General features: G+C 64.2%; 16 protein-coding genes. 9 read left to right on the top strand and 7 right to left on the bottom strand.

Annotation, left to right across the window (positions count from 1 at the left end):
• The first annotated feature begins 273 nt into the window (after positions 1 to 273).
• Positions 274 to 1,635, top strand: a complete 1,362-nt coding sequence (locus HU825_RS09555; protein ID WP_234301928.1) for a DUF1329 domain-containing protein — start codon at positions 274 to 276, stop codon at positions 1,633 to 1,635.
• Positions 1,636 to 1,753: 118 nt separating this feature from the next.
• Here HU825_RS09555 and HU825_RS09550 read toward each other — a convergent pair whose 3' ends face one another.
• Positions 1,754 to 2,338 (bottom strand): YajG family lipoprotein, encoded by a 585-nt coding sequence (locus HU825_RS09550; protein ID WP_043295853.1) that lies wholly within the window; start codon positions 2,336 to 2,338, stop codon positions 1,754 to 1,756.
• Between the two features lie 171 nt (positions 2,339 to 2,509).
• Between HU825_RS09550 and HU825_RS09545 the strand changes: the two genes are divergently transcribed.
• Positions 2,510 to 2,704: a hypothetical protein gene (locus HU825_RS09545; protein ID WP_043295852.1), complete on the top strand. Its 195-nt coding sequence runs from the start codon at positions 2,510 to 2,512 to the stop codon at positions 2,702 to 2,704.
• An 89-nt stretch (positions 2,705 to 2,793) separates the two neighbouring features.
• Here HU825_RS09545 and mqo read toward each other — a convergent pair whose 3' ends face one another.
• Both mqo and HU825_RS09535 read right to left on the bottom strand, forming a co-directional pair.
• Positions 2,794 to 4,284, bottom strand: coding sequence for a malate dehydrogenase (quinone) (mqo, locus tag HU825_RS09540; protein ID WP_234301927.1), 1,491 nt, complete (start codon positions 4,282 to 4,284; stop codon positions 2,794 to 2,796).
• 338 nt (positions 4,285 to 4,622) lie between these two features.
• Positions 4,623 to 4,910, bottom strand: a complete 288-nt coding sequence (locus HU825_RS09535; RefSeq protein ID WP_043295850.1) for a PA4642 family protein — start codon at positions 4,908 to 4,910, stop codon at positions 4,623 to 4,625.
• Between the two features lie 188 nt (positions 4,911 to 5,098).
• Here HU825_RS09535 and dauA point away from each other — a divergent pair, with 188 nt between their 5' ends.
• Positions 5,099 to 6,835, top strand: coding sequence for a C4-dicarboxylic acid transporter DauA (dauA, locus tag HU825_RS09530; protein WP_054093607.1), 1,737 nt, complete (start codon positions 5,099 to 5,101; stop codon positions 6,833 to 6,835).
• Positions 6,836 to 6,867: 32 nt separating this feature from the next.
• On the opposite strand, the gene HU825_RS09525 is transcribed toward dauA, so the two are convergent.
• Both HU825_RS09525 and HU825_RS09520 read right to left on the bottom strand, forming a co-directional pair.
• On the bottom strand, positions 6,868 to 7,779 hold the full coding sequence (locus HU825_RS09525; protein ID WP_077683659.1) for an SDR family oxidoreductase: 912 nt from the start codon (positions 7,777 to 7,779) through the stop codon (positions 6,868 to 6,870).
• The gene (locus tag HU825_RS09520) at positions 7,757 to 7,960 is read right to left on the bottom strand and encodes a hypothetical protein (RefSeq protein ID WP_139346466.1); all 204 of its coding nucleotides are present in this window, start codon (positions 7,958 to 7,960) and stop codon (positions 7,757 to 7,759) included. The genes HU825_RS09525 and HU825_RS09520 overlap by 23 nt, the downstream gene beginning before the upstream one ends.
• 781 nt (positions 7,961 to 8,741) lie before the next feature.
• Here HU825_RS09520 and HU825_RS09515 point away from each other — a divergent pair.
• From HU825_RS09515 to HU825_RS09490, 6 genes are all read left to right on the top strand, one after another.
• A complete protein-coding gene (locus HU825_RS09515; protein ID WP_054093605.1) occupies positions 8,742 to 9,215 on the top strand; it encodes an SgcJ/EcaC family oxidoreductase in 474 nt (157 codons plus the stop codon).
• 134 nt (positions 9,216 to 9,349) lie between these two features.
• Complete coding sequence (locus HU825_RS09510; protein WP_234301926.1) at positions 9,350 to 10,372, top strand: DUF5924 family protein; 1,023 nt, start codon at positions 9,350 to 9,352, stop codon at positions 10,370 to 10,372.
• 60 nt (positions 10,373 to 10,432) lie between these two features.
• Complete coding sequence (locus HU825_RS09505; RefSeq protein ID WP_043295845.1) at positions 10,433 to 10,927, top strand: MgtC/SapB family protein; 495 nt, start codon at positions 10,433 to 10,435, stop codon at positions 10,925 to 10,927.
• 69 nt (positions 10,928 to 10,996) lie between these two features.
• Positions 10,997 to 12,367 (top strand): PQQ-dependent sugar dehydrogenase, encoded by a 1,371-nt coding sequence (locus tag HU825_RS09500; protein ID WP_167136097.1) that lies wholly within the window; start codon positions 10,997 to 10,999, stop codon positions 12,365 to 12,367.
• Positions 12,354 to 12,755, top strand: a complete 402-nt coding sequence (locus HU825_RS09495; RefSeq protein ID WP_234301925.1) for a Rho termination factor N-terminal domain-containing protein — start codon at positions 12,354 to 12,356, stop codon at positions 12,753 to 12,755. The genes HU825_RS09500 and HU825_RS09495 overlap by 14 nt, the downstream gene beginning before the upstream one ends.
• An 8-nt stretch (positions 12,756 to 12,763) precedes the next feature.
• Positions 12,764 to 12,925 (top strand): hypothetical protein, encoded by a 162-nt coding sequence (locus tag HU825_RS09490; RefSeq protein WP_234301924.1) that lies wholly within the window; start codon positions 12,764 to 12,766, stop codon positions 12,923 to 12,925.
• A gap of 50 nt (positions 12,926 to 12,975) precedes the next feature.
• On the opposite strand, the gene lpxC is transcribed toward HU825_RS09490, so the two are convergent.
• Together lpxC and ftsZ are read right to left on the bottom strand one after the other, a co-directional pair.
• Complete coding sequence (lpxC, locus tag HU825_RS09485) at positions 12,976 to 13,887, bottom strand: UDP-3-O-acyl-N-acetylglucosamine deacetylase (RefSeq protein WP_009867939.1); 912 nt, start codon at positions 13,885 to 13,887, stop codon at positions 12,976 to 12,978.
• A 114-nt stretch (positions 13,888 to 14,001) separates the two neighbouring features.
• Positions 14,002 to 15,186, bottom strand: coding sequence for a cell division protein FtsZ (ftsZ, locus tag HU825_RS09480; protein ID WP_043295841.1), 1,185 nt, complete (start codon positions 15,184 to 15,186; stop codon positions 14,002 to 14,004).
• Between the last annotated feature and the right edge of the window lie 16 nt (positions 15,187 to 15,202).

Genomic DNA, 15,202 nt, shown 5'->3' with positions numbered 1-15,202 from the left:
TGTCCATGCCGTGCCGTGCCAATTGGCAAGAGGCACGGCTGCATTATTGATGCCGCTGATGCTCCGCCCTTCGCCGGATCGGCTTGACGTGGGGGGCTCCCCACCCTCACCCTCCGAATACCCCCGAAGGGGCGAACTAGAGCCTCCGCCCAGGCGGCGAAGGCAATTCGAGGGGCCCGCCACCAGCCTGCGCCGCGCGCGATGAGGGTTCGCATGCGGCACTGCGCAGGCATTTCGCCGGGACACAACAACAAGGATCACAGGACCACAACGATGCGCACGACACTTTTCAAATTGGGGACTCTTTCACTCGCCCTGTTGGCCGGCAGCGCCAGCGCGGCGGTATCCGAGGCGGACGCCGCCAAGCTCGGCGACAGCCTGACCCCGGTGGGCGCCGAGCGCGCCGGCAATGCCGCCGGCACCATTCCGGCCTGGACCGGCGGCCTTTCCGTGGATGCCGCGCCGGTGAGCGCCGAGGGTTTCGTCGGCGATCCGTTCGCCGCCGACCAGCCAAAGTTCACCATCACCGCACAGAATTACGAGCAGTATCAGGACAACCTGAGCCCCGGCCAGATCGCCATGCTCAAGCGCTATCCGCAAACCTATCGCCTGCCGGTATACGAAACCCGCCGCAGCGCCGCGCTGCCGCAGCACATCTACGATGCCGCGGCGCGCAACGCGCGCAACACCACGCTGGTGCGTGGCGGCAACGGCCTGGAGAACTTCGACACGGCACTGGCCTTCCCGATCCCGCAGGACGGCCTGCAGGTGGTCTGGAACCACATCACCCGCTATCGCGGTGCCTCCGTGCGCCGCGTGATCGCACAGGCCACACCGCAGGTCAACGGTAGTTACAGCCTCGTCAAATTCATCGACGAGGTGGTCTACGCCAATACCCTGACCGACTACAACGCCGAAAAGCATGGCAACGTGCTGTTCTACTTCAAGCAGCAGGTGACCGAGCCCTCGCGCCTGGCGGGCAATGTGCTACTGGTGCACGAGACCCTCGATCAGGTGAAAGAACCGCGCATGGCCTGGATCTACAACGCCGGCCAGCGCCGTGTGCGCCGCGCTCCGCAGGTGGCCTACGACGGCCCCGGCACGGCGGCCGACGGACTGCGCACCGCCGACAATCTGGACATGTTCAACGGCGCGCCGGATCGCTACGAATGGAAGCTGGTCGGCAAGCGCGAGCTGTACATTCCCTACAACTCCTACCGCCTGGACTCGCCGCAGCTGAAGTACGACGACATCGTCAAGCCCGGCCATATCAATCAGGACCTGACGCGCTACGAGCTGCACCGCGTCTGGGAAGTCGAGGCGACGCTCAAGCCGGGCGACCGCCACATCTACGCCAAGCGCCACCTGTTCATCGACGAGGACACCTGGCAGGCCGCAGTGATCGACCACTACGACGGCCGCAACCAGCTGTGGCGCGTTGCCGAGGCGCATGCGCAGCAGGTCTACAACGTGCAGGTGCCGCTGTATGCCGTGGAAACCCTGTATGACCTGATCTCCGGGCGCTACCTGGTGATGGGCATGAAGAACGAGGAGAAGACGCCTTACACCTACAACTACAAGGCCAACTCCAACCAGTACACCCCGGCCGCCCTGCGCAACGCCGGCGTCCGCTGAGGCACAGGAAGAACGCCCCGGGGACCGGGCGTTCATTCCGCCAGCACCAACTCGTAGGAAACGAAAAAGCCCGCAATTGCGGGCTTTTTCATGGGTGCGGCAAGTGCCTCGTCAGCACTTACTGGGCCAGCAACTGACCGATGCTCTGGTCCTTGAACACGCGGGTCAGCGCATCGCTCAACACGTCGCTGACCAGCTTGGTATTGGTCTGCTCGTTGGGCGCCATGCCGAAGCGCTGATTCAGCGAGGCGCCATAGCGCCCGCTGTAGCGGCGACCGGAGTTCTGCACGTCGACGCGCAGGGTTGCGCCGATGTTGGCCTCGGTGACGTACAGGCCTTCCTTGGGCGACTGGTACTTCAGTTCGGCCAGGGTCAGCGTCAGTTGCGGTGCGTTGTAGGCATTGGGCGAAGGTGTGAAGCCCAGCAGGCGCACGGCCGCTTCGGTCTGCGCCTGCAGCTTGGGCAGCAGTTTCTCGCTCGGCACGATCACCGCGCTGGTTTCCGGGTACAGACCGCCACGCGTACCCAGCGTGGGCGACGGACGTCCGTCGACAACCCGCACGACGACCGGCTGGCCCTGGCCGACCGGATTGATGGTGCCCAGCAGTTTGGGGCTGGGATCGAGCTGCTGCGGGCTGTGGGCACAGCCTGCGAGAGCCAGTCCAATAACCGCGACAAGTCCGAACAACAGGCGCTGCAGCATGCTGTTTTTCTCCAAGTGAGGGGGATGACGAACGCGGCGCAGTATACCGGGCGCTTCCGTACCCCGACAGTGATGCGCTTCAGACCGACCGGCCGGCCGGCGCGTTCCGTCATTCGCCTGTCATCGACACCTGCGATAAAGCGCGCACCGCTTCCGTTGAGGTGTCCGATTATGAACTTCCTGCGCCGCCTGCTGCGCCTGCGCTCACGCCAGCACTACGCATTCGTCGACGAGCAAGGCTGCTGTCGCATGCTGTGCACCGCCACCAACCGCCCGCGGGGCCACCGCTGGATCGAAGTAGGCGAAGTCCGGCTCGACTGGATCGGCCGCCCGTTGCCGGCCGACGCGATCCTCGCAGGCCGCTGAACCGGCCAAGGTCGCAACACCTGCAAAAAAAACGCCCTGCCTCCAGGAGACAGGGCGGTTTTTCGTTCAGCCAAAGAACGCGGCAGTGATCAGTCCGCCAGGCCCAGGCGCTTGTCCGACAGCGCGCTGATCTCGCGATAGGCCGTCGCGTCGCTTTGCAGCTGGTCTTCGCGTGCCGGGAAGATCTCGCCCAGCTTGGTCGACCAGGCCTGCGACCGGTACTGCTCGGGGAAGCAGCGCTCGATCAGCTCGAGCATGATCGAAACCGTCACCGAGGCACCCGGCGAGGCGCCGAGCAGCGCGGCGATGCTGCCGTCCTTCGCGGCAACCAGTTCGGTACCGAATTGCAGGATGCCGCCCTTCTTCGGATCCTTCTTGATGATCTGCACGCGCTGCCCGGCGATCTCCAGACGCCAGTCCTCGGCCTTCGCCTCGGGATAGAAACCGCGCAGGGTTTCCAGGCGATCTTCCATGGACTGCATCACTTCCTTGATCAAGTAGCGGGTCAGATCCATGTTGTCGCGCGCCACCGCCATCATCGGGCCGATGTTGCTGGGGCGGATCGACAGCGGCAGATCCATGAAGGAACCACGCTTGAGGAACTTGGTGGTGAAGCCAGCGTAGGGGCCGAACAGCAGGGACTTCTTGCCATCGACTACGCGGGTATCAAGGTGCGGCACCGACATCGGTGGGGCGCCGACCGCGGCCAGGCTGTAGACCTTGGCCTGGTGCTGAGCGACGATTTCCGGGTTGTCGCAACGCAGCCACTGACCGCTGACCGGGAAGCCGCCGAAACCCTTGCCTTCCTCGATGCCGGACATCTGCAGCAGCGGCAGAGCGGCGCCACCGGCGCCGAGGAATACGAAGCCGGCAGCCACTTCACGGGACTCGCCGCTGCGGGTGTTCTTGATGTCGACCTTCCAGCCGGTCGCGGTGCGCGCCAGGCCGGTGACTTTCTGGTTGTAGGAGACCTTGACGCCGGCGCTGCGCGACAGATAGCTGAGCATCTGGTTGGTGACTGCGCCGAAGTTGACGTCGGTGCCGTTCATCGCACGGGTCGCGGCAATCGGCTCGTCGGCCGCGCGTCCCGGCATCATCAGCGGCATCCACTCGGCCAGCGTGGCACGGTCTTCGGAATAAACCATGTCGGCGAACGCGTGGTGGGTCGTCAGCGCATCGAAGCGGCGCTTGAGGAAATCGATGTTCTTGGCTCCGCGCACGAAGCTCAGATGCGGTACGGCATTGATGAAGTCGCGGGGAGAGCCGAAGCCTTCGCGATCGGCGAGATATGCCCAGAACTGCTTCGAGACCTCGAACTGGGTATTGATATGGACGGCCTTCTTGATATCGATCGTGCCGTCCTTGCTGTCGGGGGTGTAGTTCAGCTCACAAAGCCCCGCGTGGCCGGTACCGGCATTGTTCCAGGGATTGGAGCTTTCGATGGCTCCGGATTCCTGCAGTTCGACGATCTCAAGCTTGATGCTGGGGTCGAGTTCCTTGAGCAGTACCGCGAGGGTAACGCTCATGATGCCGGCCCCCACCAACACCATATCCACTGCTTCGCTATCGTGTTGCGTCATTAACGCGTTCTCCAGAATCACAGCATTAAACTGTCACGTCCGCAGTACGCGGCCGCGTATAACCCCACCAGCCAGACGGCCAGAAACGGAGGAAGTCTCTGTATCCGCTGCTCGGGATATCTGTGCCCGAGAACAGGCGAGAAGAACGCCTGCCAGCTGTTGGAAGGACGGCTTTTGGCTTCCTTCCTGACGCCTCGATCGGACCGGAGCGGGGTTAGACCCGGGCTCTACAGCCGGATGCGGCGAAAAAAACGATTTGCGAATCCTGCTGGCGATCGATACCGAGCGCGCCACGCGCTCACCGATCACCGGATATCCAATGCGTAGGTGCAGCCTCGTCAGCCGAGAGCCGCTTCGATCACCTCGATGTATGGCCGCGCCTGATGCTGATCGGCGACCAGCTCGATGAAATCCCGCCCCTTGGCGTCACGTGCGCCGAGGTCGTAGCCGGCGGCCTGGAAGAAACCGATGTAGCGCTCGAAGTCATCGATGCGCAGCCCGCGATAGGCCTTGATCAGTTTGTGCAGCGACGGCGGCGTATCGTCAGCCGGTTCCGGCAGAAGAAACAGTTTGATCGCTTCGTCGCCGATCTCCTCGCCAATCACCTGCTTCTTGTCTTTACGCATGTCGATTCTGCTCCGCGGTTTCTCACCGGGGCGGCAGTTTACTCCTCGCGGCCGGCACGCTCAACGCGCCAGGGCGGCTTGCGACCAAGGTCGTACTCGCAGCGGCGTACCCGGACAGGGGATTACCATCGATCCGAGCGCCACGCCGGTGCTTATACTGCTGCATTGCGTACAAGGAGCGTCACGGCATGAACCTACCGCCTCTATTCGCCGCCTGGCGTCAGACGCTGCGCCTGGGTTACGGCCCGACGCAGCTGCGTGGCGATCTCAGCGCCGGCCTGACCGTCGGCATCATCGCCATTCCGCTGGCGATGGCGCTGGCGATCGCGGTTGGCGCGCCGCCGCAGCACGGCCTGTACACGGTGTTGATAGCCGCGCCGCTGATCGCGCTGACCGGAGGTTCGCGCTTCAACGTCAGCGGTCCGACCGCCGCGTTCGTGGTGATCCTGCTGCCGATCACCCAGCAGTTCGGCGTCGGCGGCCTGCTGCTGTGCACCATGCTCGCCGGGCTGATTCTGATCGCGCTCGGTGTGCTGCGCGCCGGCCGGCTGATCGCTTTCATTCCTTATCCGGTCACCTTGGGCTTTACCGCCGGCATCGGCATCGTCATCGCCACACTGCAAGTCAAGGACCTGTTCGGCCTGACGCTTAGCGAACAGCCCCAACACTACGTCGACCAGGTCGTCCTGCTGGCGCGCTCGCTGCCGGGGGCGCAGATAGGTGATGGGCTGGTCGCTATCGTCTGCCTGGCTGTTCTGATTCTCTGGCCACGCTGGGTGCCGCGCGTGCCCGGCCATCTGGTCGCACTGACGATCGGCGCACTGGTCGGCCTCGCCCTGGAATCGTCCGGCCTGGCGGTCGCTACCTTGGGCGAACGTTTCAGCTATGAGCTCGATGGCATCCGTCATCCGGGCATCCCGCCGCTGCTGCCGGACTTCACCTGGCCGTGGCTGCTCCCGGGCGCGGACGGCCAGCCGCTGCAGTTGACTTACGAGCTGTTCCGCCAGTTGCTCGCACCGGCGTTCGCTATCGCCATGCTGGGCGCCATCGAATCGCTGCTCTGCGCGGTGATCGCCGATGGCATGACCGGCAGTAGCCATGAACCCAATGGCGAACTGATCGGCCAGGGCCTGGGCAATCTGATCGCCCCGCTGTTCGGCGGCATCACCGCCACTGCCGCCATTGCACGCAGCGCCGCCAACATCCGCGCCGGCGCCTTCTCGCCATTGGCGGCGATCATCCATGCGGGCGTGGTGCTGGTCGCGATTCTCTGGCTGGCACCGCTATTCAGCTATCTGCCGATGGCGGCGCTGGCGGCGCTGCTGCTGATGGTGGCGTGGAACATGAGCGAAGCGCCGCACGTTGTGCATGTGCTGCGCATCGCGCCGCGCAGCGACGTGCTGGTGCTGCTGACCTGCCTGGTGCTGACCGTGCTGTTCGACATGGTACTGGCGGTGGGCGTTGGCCTGCTGCTGGCCGCGGGGCTGTTCATCAAACGCATGAGCGAGCTGACCGACACCGGTCAACTGTCACGCGATCAGCGTCGCGTCCTGGCCGACCTGCCGGAGCACGTGGCGGCCTATGCCATCCGCGGTCCGCTGTTCTTCGGCGCCGCGGAAAAGGCATTGGGCGCACTGCGCCGCTTCAATCCCGACGTGCGGGTGGTCATCGTCGACATCAGCGCCGTGCCCATGCTGGACATGACCGCCCTGGCGGCGCTGGAGAACGTGCTGGTGGATTACCGGCGGCTCGGCGTCACGCTGATTCTCAGCGGCAGCAATGCGCGCGTGCGGCTGAAGCTGCGGCGTGCCGGCATCCACCGGTTGCCGGGTCGCCTGCTATACGTACGCGATCTGACCCAGGCGCGGGAAAAGGCCCTGCGTCTGCTGCAGGACGAAGACAAACCGCTGCCGCAGCCGGCCTGAGGGCCGCGCGGCAGCCAATGCCACGGTGATGGTCAGCCGGCGTACTTCTGCAGGTTGGCCATCATTTCCCGCAGCGCCTCGAGGTTGTCCGCTGGGTGCGCTGCCTCGTGAAAGTCGCAGATGCGCGACCAGTTGGAGGCGACGTCCTCTGCCGCGAAACCGGTGCGCGGATCGAAGCCGACGCCCAGGCTGCGCTCCCAGCGCACCTTGCCCATCCAGCCACCGCCAACCTCGAACAACCCACCACTGTCCTGGCATTGCTCGCTGGCGAGATACACCACCAGCGGGCTTACCAGCTCGGGCTTGAGCTGCTCGAACACCTGCGGCGGAATCAGCCCCTCGGTCATCCGCGTGCCCCCGGTCGGCGCGATGGCGTTGACCAGGATGTTGCTCTTGCGTCCTTCCAGCGCCAGCGTGCGGGTCAGGCCATAGAGGCCGAGCTTGGCCATGCCGTAGTTGGCCTGACCGAAGTTGCCGTAGATGCCGGAGGTGGACGCGGTGAAGATCACCCGCCCGTGGTCTTGCTCGCGCATCAGCGGCCAGGCGGCGCGCGTGACCTTGTAGGCGCCCTCGACGTGCACGCGGTAGACCAGATCCCAGTCGGCATCCTCCATCTTGTGGAACGTGCGATCACGCAGGATGCCGGCGTTGTTCACCACCACGTCGACACGCCCGAAGCTATCCAGCGCCTGCTCGACGATACGCTCGCCGTCGGTCACCGAGTCATGGTTGGCCACAGCGGTACCGCCGGCCTGGCGGATCTCCTCGACGACCCGGTCTGCGGCGGAGCTGCTGGCACCCTCGCCCTCAGCAGTCCCGCCCAGATCGTTGACCAGCACCCGCGCGCCGTGCCGGGCGAACAGCAGCGCGTGGGCGCGCCCCAGGCCGCCACCGGCTCCGGTCACGATGACCACCTTGTCTTCAAAACGAATGGGTTGCGACATGGACTGCTCCTCGGTCATGAATGCCGCGAGTCTCCCCGTCGCCCGGTGCCGCGACAATCAAACGCCTCGAAATGAATAGACCGGCATAACGGTCGATCATGTCCACTGATCGTTTTTTGTACCGCAGGCCCGCAGCCCCGATGCCACGGCGCTTCGCCCGCTTTTCCAGCAGTTTATCCACAGCGGCATCCACAGTTTTCGGGGATAAAAAATTTCACGCGCGCCCACATAGCAGCGCTCGCTGGAAAACTGCAAGCAGCTGATTTAACTAGAGGTATCAAGCCAAAAAAGCGGATCGATCAAAAATCGAGCAGTCCTTCACAGGCCAGGCGCCATCACCTCGGCGAGCATTGCTCCAAAGGTTATCCACAGAACGCTGCACAGATCGCGGGGATAACACGATTGCCGTATGGCTATTACCGCCATGGCCTAAATCAACCAGTCCTCGGCCGGGTCCAGGCGTAACCTTCAGCTGCCAGTCGCAGCCCGGAGTCACGCCATGATCAGTCATGCCATCTTGCAATGCCTTTTCGCCAACTATGCCTCGGCTGTCAGCGGTACCTGCGCGGACGAATAACCCCAAAGATATCGTTGCTCAAATATTACCCAATGCGCCGTAGCCCTCATGCTGCGGGGTGTACGGCGCTGTTTGCCCACCTTATCCACAAATCACTGCACAGCATTCGTGGATAACGGAACTCGCGCTGCCCCTCGCGATGATGTCCATTCGACGCACCTGCTCAGAAAGCGAGCAATTGCGGCAAGCGCCCGCCACGATTGAGGTGCACGCATCCATGCAGACGTTATCCACAAGGTAGCGCACAGCACGAGTGGATAAGCCTGGTGCGCTGATTTGTCCCGACCGGAGCGGGCACTGCCGAGGCGACCGTGCGGTCACAACCGGGTCGGCCTTGCCGGCGACGGACACTGTTCGCTTCCAACAACCGATCCGGAAAAAAAGAATGAAATACGCCCTCTCCCTGATCATCTCCACGGCGGCACTGCTGCCATTCACCGTGCAGGCCGCCGACGATGCCTGTCCGAGCACCAGCGAGAACGATATCGCCGCACTGTTCACGCAATGGAACGAAGACCTGCGCAGCGGCGATCCCAAGCGAGTAGTCCAACGTTATGCGACCGACTCGCTGCTGCTGCCGACCTTGTCGAATACCCCACGCGAAACCGCGGAGGGCAAGGAAGACTACTTCTCGCACTTCATGGCCAAGCGTCCGGACGGGCGCATCGACTCGCGCATGATCCGCATCGACTGCCGCACCGCGCTGGATACCGGGCTCTACACCTTCCGCTTCGGTGATGGTTCGGCGGTGCAGGCACGCTATACCTTCACCTACCGATGGGATCCGCAGCAGGCGCGCTGGCTGATCAGCAGTCATCACTCGTCGGCAATGCCCGAGCGTGCCGCGACGACACCCTGACAACCCCCTTGACCGGCCCGTCGCAGCGGGCCATTGTGCCGCCCGCATGTGCGGGCAGCACGTCTGCCGCATGCAATCCCAGCATTCCTGCACTGTCCAAACGGATAAACCCACCGGCTCGAAGTGATCCTCGCATGCGCCTGAAATCCCGCCTGGCGCTGCTGATCGACCGAATCAGCGCGCTCATCCGCCGTTTCCCCGGCACCGTTGCGCTGTTCGGTTTCTGCTCGGGCGTGGCCAGTTTCCTGCTGGTCGAGCGCCATGCCGGGCTGGCCAAGGGCATCGCCGTCATCATGTTGGTGAGCTGGGTCTGGCTGACCCTCGAACACAGCCTGCGGCGCAGCCTGAAGCGCTGGTTCGGCTGGCAGTTGCCGGCGCCGCTGCTGCGCTATGCGACGCAGATGGTCCACCAGGAAAGCCTGTTCTTCATCATCCCGTTCTTCGCCATCACCACGACCTGGAACAGCGGGCAGGCGGTGTTCACCGGGCTGCTTGGCGGCGCGGCGCTGATCTCGTTGATCGATCCGCTGTACTACCGCTGGTTGGCGCCCCGCCGCTGGGTCTACCTGGGCTTTCATGCCGTGACGCTGTTCGCCGTGCTGCTCACCGCGCTACCGATCATCCTTCATCTGTCCACGCCACAGAGCTATCAGTTGGCGCTCGCCGTGACGGTGCTCTTGGCCTTGCCCAGCCTGGGCAGCCTGTTCCGCCAGTGGAGCTGGCGCAGCCTGCTTGGCATCGCCGGCCTGGCCGTCGCGCTCGCGGGCGCAGGCTGGCTCGGGCGCACCTGGGTGCCGCCGGCGACGCTGTGGCTCACCGATGTCGCCGTAACGACTCACCTGGACGACCGTCAGCGCAAGCCGGGCAAGGGTCTGCGCCAGCTCAGCAGCGCTCAATTGCACGCCACCGGCCTCTACGCCTTCACCGCGATCAATGCCCCGCGCGGGTTGAAAGAGCGCATTTACCACGAGTGGCTGCACGAAGGACGTCAGGTCGACCGCATCGCCCTGGACATCAGCGGCGGCCGCGAGGCCGGCTACCGCGCCTGGACGCACAAGCGCAACTTCCCGCCACAATCGACCGGCAAGTGGCGCGTACGGGTCGTGACGGAGGCGGGCCAGATGATCGGCATGCTGCGCTTCGAGGTCAGCGAATAGCGAACGTCCGTGCGCGCCGCCACTCCTAACGAGAAAGCGCAGCGCGAATCGGAGGCTGACATGGACTGGTGGGACATCGTTGCCCGGACGATCGCCGCGGAATTCGCGGATATCCCCGATCTGGACGAGGCCGTGCGCATCGCCACGCGCCTGCTGCTCGCTGCCTTGCTGGGCGGCCTGCTCGGCTACGAACGCGAACTCAAACGCCGCGCCGCCGGCCTGCGCACGCACATGCTGGTGGCACTCGGTGCCGCACTGTTCGTACTGGTGCCGGCGCATGCCGGCGTGGAGGTTTCGCGGGTGATGCAGGGCATCATCACCGGTATCGGTTTTCTCGGCGCAGGGACCATCCTCAAGGGCACCTCCATCGAAGACGTGCAGGGGCTGACCACCGCCGCCAATATCTGGATGACGGCGGCCATCGGTGTCGCCGCCGGCCTCGGTCACGAGGCGACCGCAGTGCTGAGCACGTTGCTGACATTGCTGGTGCTGCTGCTCATGCCGTCGGTGGAACGTCACGCGGCACACAAGCGGAAAGACACGCCGCCGTCCTGACGAACGCGCGAACGATGACGCCGCCAGGGGGGTCGTAAATCAGACAGTCCGCGTCCCGGAGCCGAGACCATGCCCGCTGCCCGCCCCTGTTTGATCGCCACCTCACTCGCCCTCGCCTTGGGCGGTTGCGGCGATACCGCGAAAACGCCAGTCGAAGCCGGCTATGGTCCTGATCCGGCGCTACCGGCTCCGAACAAGACGCTGCTGCCGACCGTCAACATCGCCCCGGCCAAAGGCTGGCCCGAAGGCGGCAAACCGCAGGCCGCGCCCGGATTGGAAGTCGCCGCGTTTGCCGACGACCTGAAGCATCCGCGCTGGATTCACGTGCTGCCCAATGGCGATGTTCTGGTTGCCGAAGCAGATGCTCCGCCCAAACCGGAAGGTAGCCAGGGCATCCGCGGCTGGATCATGAACAAGGTAATGGCCCGCGCCGGCTCGCGAACACCGAGCGCCAATCGCATCACCCTGCTGCGCGACCGCGACGGTGACGGCCGACCGGAACAGCGCAGCGTCTTTCTCGAAGGACTCAACTCGCCGTTCGGCATGGCACTGGTCGACGACCAGCTGTACGTCGCCAATACCGACGCCCTGCTGCGCTTTCCATACCGGGAAGGCGCCACGCGCCTGGAGCTGGCCGCTGGCGAGAAGGTCGTCGACCTCCCGGCAGGGCCGATCAACCACCATTGGACCAAGAATGTCATCGCCAGCCGGGATGGCACGCGGCTGTACGTCACCAGCGGCTCGAACAGCAATGTCGCGGAAAACGGCATGCAGGCTGAGGAAAACCGCGCAGCGATTCTCGAAGTCGATCCACAAGCCAAAACGCTGCGCCTGTTCGCTTCAGGGTTGCGCAATCCCAACGGGCTGGCCTGGCAGCCCGACAGCGGCCAGCTGTGGACTACCGTCAACGAGCGCGACGAGATCGGCAGCGATCTGGTTCCCGACTACATGACCTCGGTTCAGGAAGGCGGCTTCTACGGCTGGCCCTATAGCTATTACGGCCAGCACGTGGACAAGCGAGTCGAACCGCCGCGCCCGGACCTGGTCGCCAAGGCCATCGTGCCCGACTACGCACTGGGCGCGCATACCGCGTCGCTGGGTCTGGCCTTCTACGAGGGCGACCTGCTGCCCGGACGCTATGCCAAAGGCGCCTTCGTCGGACAGCACGGCTCTTGGAACCGCAAGCCGCTCAGCGGCTACAAGGTGGTCTTCGTGCCGTTTCGCGACGGCAGGCCCGCCGGTCCGGCCGAGGACGTGCTGACCGGTTTCGTCAACCCGGACGGCGACGCTCAGGGGCGTCCGGTCGGCGTCGCGATCGACCGCAGCGGCGCGCTGCTGGTGGCCGATGATGTCGGCAACCGTGTCTGGCGCGTAACCCCCACCCCCAATCAAGACACCCGCGCGCAACCGCGCGAAGGAGGTTCCGATGCCCCGCGGTGACAAATCCAAATACACCGACAAGCAGCAGCGCAAGGCCGAACACATCGAGGAGAGCTACGAAGAACGCGGCGTAGCGCCGAAGGAGGCCGAAGCGCGCGCCTGGGCCACGGTCAACAAGCAATCCGGGGGCGGCGAGCGCAAGGGCGGCGCGGGCCGCAAGAAAAGCGAGACGGCCAAGCGCGCTGACCGCAAGGACTCGGCACACCGCGCCGCGCAGACGCGCGCCGGCACCTCGCCCAATCGCGGCTCGACACGTCAGCGCGGCGGCGCAGCCAGTACGTCTCTCGCCGAAATGACGCGCGACGAACTGCTGCAGAAGGCCCGCGAGCGCGGCATCCGCGGACGCTCGAAGATGCGCAAAGCCGAATTGCTGCACGCGTTGAGCTGAGCGAACACATGCACGCGCCTGACTGCCCGACCACACCCGATCCCACTACCAACCCCAAGCGCGAGGAGCCGGGCGAGCCGCTACCGATCGACGACCCGCGCCAGCCGCCACCGGTCGAAAAACCGCCTGCGCGCGAGCCCGAGCAAGGCAACGCGTTCACCACGGCATAAAAAAAGCCACCCGAAGGTGGCTCAAGAATACTTAAGGAAGGAGGTATTGCTTAGCCGGCTGCCGCCGGACGCATGTAGGAGATCGGGGCGGTCTGAGCGTCATCGAAAGTGACCAGCTCCCACGCATCCTTCTGGGCCATCAGGGTGCGTAACAGGCGGTTGTTCAATGCATGCCCGGATTTGAAGCCACGGAACTCGCCGATCAGGCTGGTGCCCAGCAGATACAGATCGCCGATAGCATCCAGGATCTTGTGCTTGACGAACTCGTCCTCATAACGCAGGCCGTCTTCGTTGAGCACGCGGTTCTCGTCCACCACGATGGCGTTATCCACGCTGCCGCCGAGCGCCAGATTGTGCGAGCGCAGGAATTCAATGTCGCGCATGAAGCCAAAGGTTCGCGCACGGCTGACTTCCTTGACGAAGGAAGTACTGGAGAAATCCACACTGGCGGTCTGGGTACGGCCCTTGAACACCGGATGGTCGAAATCGATCTCGAAGCTCACCTTGAAGCCGTCGAACGGCAGGAAGGTCGCACGCTTGTCGCCCTCCTCGACGGTGACTTCGCGCTTGATGCGAATGAACTTCTTCGGCGCGTCCTGCTCCTGCAGGCCGGCTGACTGAATCAGGAATACGAACGGCCCGGCACTGCCATCCATGATCGGCACTTCCGAGGCGGAGAGTTCGACGTAGGCGTTGTCGATTCCCAGCCCGGCCATTGCCGAAAGCAGATGCTCCACTGTGTCGACCTTGACGTCACCGTTGACCAGCGTCGTGGACATGGTGGTTTCGCCGACGTTCTCGGCCCGCGCGGGAATCTCCACGGGCGGGTTGAGATCGGTGCGACAGAACACGATTCCGGTGTCCACCGGCGCCGGTTTCAGGGTCAGGTAAACCTTCTCTCCCGAATGCAAGCCGACGCCAGTGGCGCGAATGATGTTCTTCAGGGTGCGTTGTCTGATCATGGCCTTTGGTTCGCTATTGCACTAGTTGCGAATTGTTTTCAACAATTGCCGGCGATAATAGCAGATGCCAACTTTGCTGAACACCAATCACAACAATACTCCTGATAACTTCAGTCAATCGGCCTGACGACGCAGAAACGCCGGGATGTCCAGATAATCCAGATCCTCTTGCGGGTTCAGTTTGGCGGCAGTGGCCGCGGCATGGGCCTGATTGCGCATGACAGTCGGACGCTCCAGGTCACGGTAGTTGACTGCCACCTGCTCCTGACGCGGTGCAACCGGTGCGGACGGAGCAACCGAAGCCTGCAGGGTATTGTCGATGACCTTGACCGGCTTCTCATTGCGCGGCCCCAGGCCGGTAGCCACCACGGTGACGTGCAGCTCGTCACGCATATCCGGATCGATCACTGCGCCTACCTTGACGGTTGCCTCGTCGGAAGCGAAGGCCTCGATGATCTCGCCAACCGCGGCGTATTCGCCCAGCGACAGATCCAGGCCGGCGGTGATGTTCACCAGGATGCCGCGGGCGCCCTGCAGATTCACGTCCTCCAGCAGCGGATTGCGGATCGCCGCCTCGGTGGCCTCGCGCGCACGATTCGGGCCGGTAGCGCAGCCGGTACCCATCATCGCCATGCCCATCTCGCCCATGACGGTCTTGACGTCGGCGAAGTCGACGTTCATCAGACCCGGACGCTGCATGATGTCGGAGATGCCGCGCACCGCACCGGTCAGCACGTCGTCAGCCTTGGCAAAGGCGGACAGCAGGCTGGCGTCCTTGCCGAGGATGGTCAGCAGCTTCTCGTTGGGAATGGTGATCAGCGAGTCGACGCATTCGGACAGCGCGCGAATACCCTCGTCGGCCACCTGCATGCGGCGACGGCCCTCGAACGGGAACGGACGGGTGACCACAGCAACGGTGAGGATGCCCATTTCCTTGGCCACCGAAGCGATGATCGGCGCAGCGCCGGTACCGGTACCGCCACCCATGCCGGTGGTGATGAACACCATGTCGGCACCTTCGAGCACCTCGGCGATGCGCTCACGATCTTCCATCGCCGCCTGGCGACCGATGTCTGGATTGGTGCCGGCGCCCAGGCCCTTGGTGATGGCCGAACCGAGCTGCAGCACGGTGCGCGCTTCGATCTTCTTCAGCGCCTGCGCATCGGTGTTGGCGCAGATGAATTCCACGCCTTCGACGTTGTTGCGCACCATGTGATTGACGGCGTTGCCGCCACCACCGCCGACGCCGATGACCTTGATGACTGCACTCTGCGGGGTATGATCTACGAGTTCGAACATGGCCCTCTCTCCTTCC

Source organism: Pseudomonas phenolilytica (assembly GCF_021432765.1).
GTDB lineage: Bacteria > Pseudomonadota > Gammaproteobacteria > Pseudomonadales > Pseudomonadaceae > Stutzerimonas > Stutzerimonas phenolilytica.
The sequence above is the reverse complement of the archived record's forward strand: the minus strand, read 5'-3'. Positions and strand labels throughout refer to the sequence as shown.

Bases quoted from the DNA above. Each gene is read 5' to 3' on its own strand.
- mqo (WP_234301927.1), bottom strand. From the start codon at position 4,284: ATGACGCAACACGATAGCGAAGCAGTGGATATGGTGTTGGTGGGGGCC.
- HU825_RS09500 (WP_167136097.1), top strand. From the start codon at position 10,997: ATGCCCGCTGCCCGCCCCTGTTTGATCGCCACCTCACTCGCCCTCGCC.
- HU825_RS09505 (WP_043295845.1), top strand. From the start codon at position 10,433: ATGGACTGGTGGGACATCGTTGCCCGGACGATCGCCGCGGAATTCGCG.
- HU825_RS09545 (WP_043295852.1), top strand. From the start codon at position 2,510: ATGAACTTCCTGCGCCGCCTGCTGCGCCTGCGCTCACGCCAGCACTAC.
- HU825_RS09495 (WP_234301925.1), top strand. From the start codon at position 12,354: ATGCCCCGCGGTGACAAATCCAAATACACCGACAAGCAGCAGCGCAAG.
- HU825_RS09510 (WP_234301926.1), top strand. From the start codon at position 9,350: ATGCGCCTGAAATCCCGCCTGGCGCTGCTGATCGACCGAATCAGCGCG.
- HU825_RS09535 (WP_043295850.1), bottom strand. From the start codon at position 4,910: ATGCGTAAAGACAAGAAGCAGGTGATTGGCGAGGAGATCGGCGACGAA.
- HU825_RS09525 (WP_077683659.1), bottom strand. From the start codon at position 7,779: ATGTCGCAACCCATTCGTTTTGAAGACAAGGTGGTCATCGTGACCGGA.
- dauA (WP_054093607.1), top strand. From the start codon at position 5,099: ATGAACCTACCGCCTCTATTCGCCGCCTGGCGTCAGACGCTGCGCCTG.
- HU825_RS09515 (WP_054093605.1), top strand. From the start codon at position 8,742: ATGAAATACGCCCTCTCCCTGATCATCTCCACGGCGGCACTGCTGCCA.
- HU825_RS09490 (WP_234301924.1), top strand. From the start codon at position 12,764: ATGCACGCGCCTGACTGCCCGACCACACCCGATCCCACTACCAACCCC.
- HU825_RS09550 (WP_043295853.1), bottom strand. From the start codon at position 2,338: ATGCTGCAGCGCCTGTTGTTCGGACTTGTCGCGGTTATTGGACTGGCT.
- HU825_RS09555 (WP_234301928.1), top strand. From the start codon at position 274: ATGCGCACGACACTTTTCAAATTGGGGACTCTTTCACTCGCCCTGTTG.
- lpxC (WP_009867939.1), bottom strand. From the start codon at position 13,887: ATGATCAGACAACGCACCCTGAAGAACATCATTCGCGCCACTGGCGTC.
- ftsZ (WP_043295841.1), bottom strand. From the start codon at position 15,186: ATGTTCGAACTCGTAGATCATACCCCGCAGAGTGCAGTCATCAAGGTC.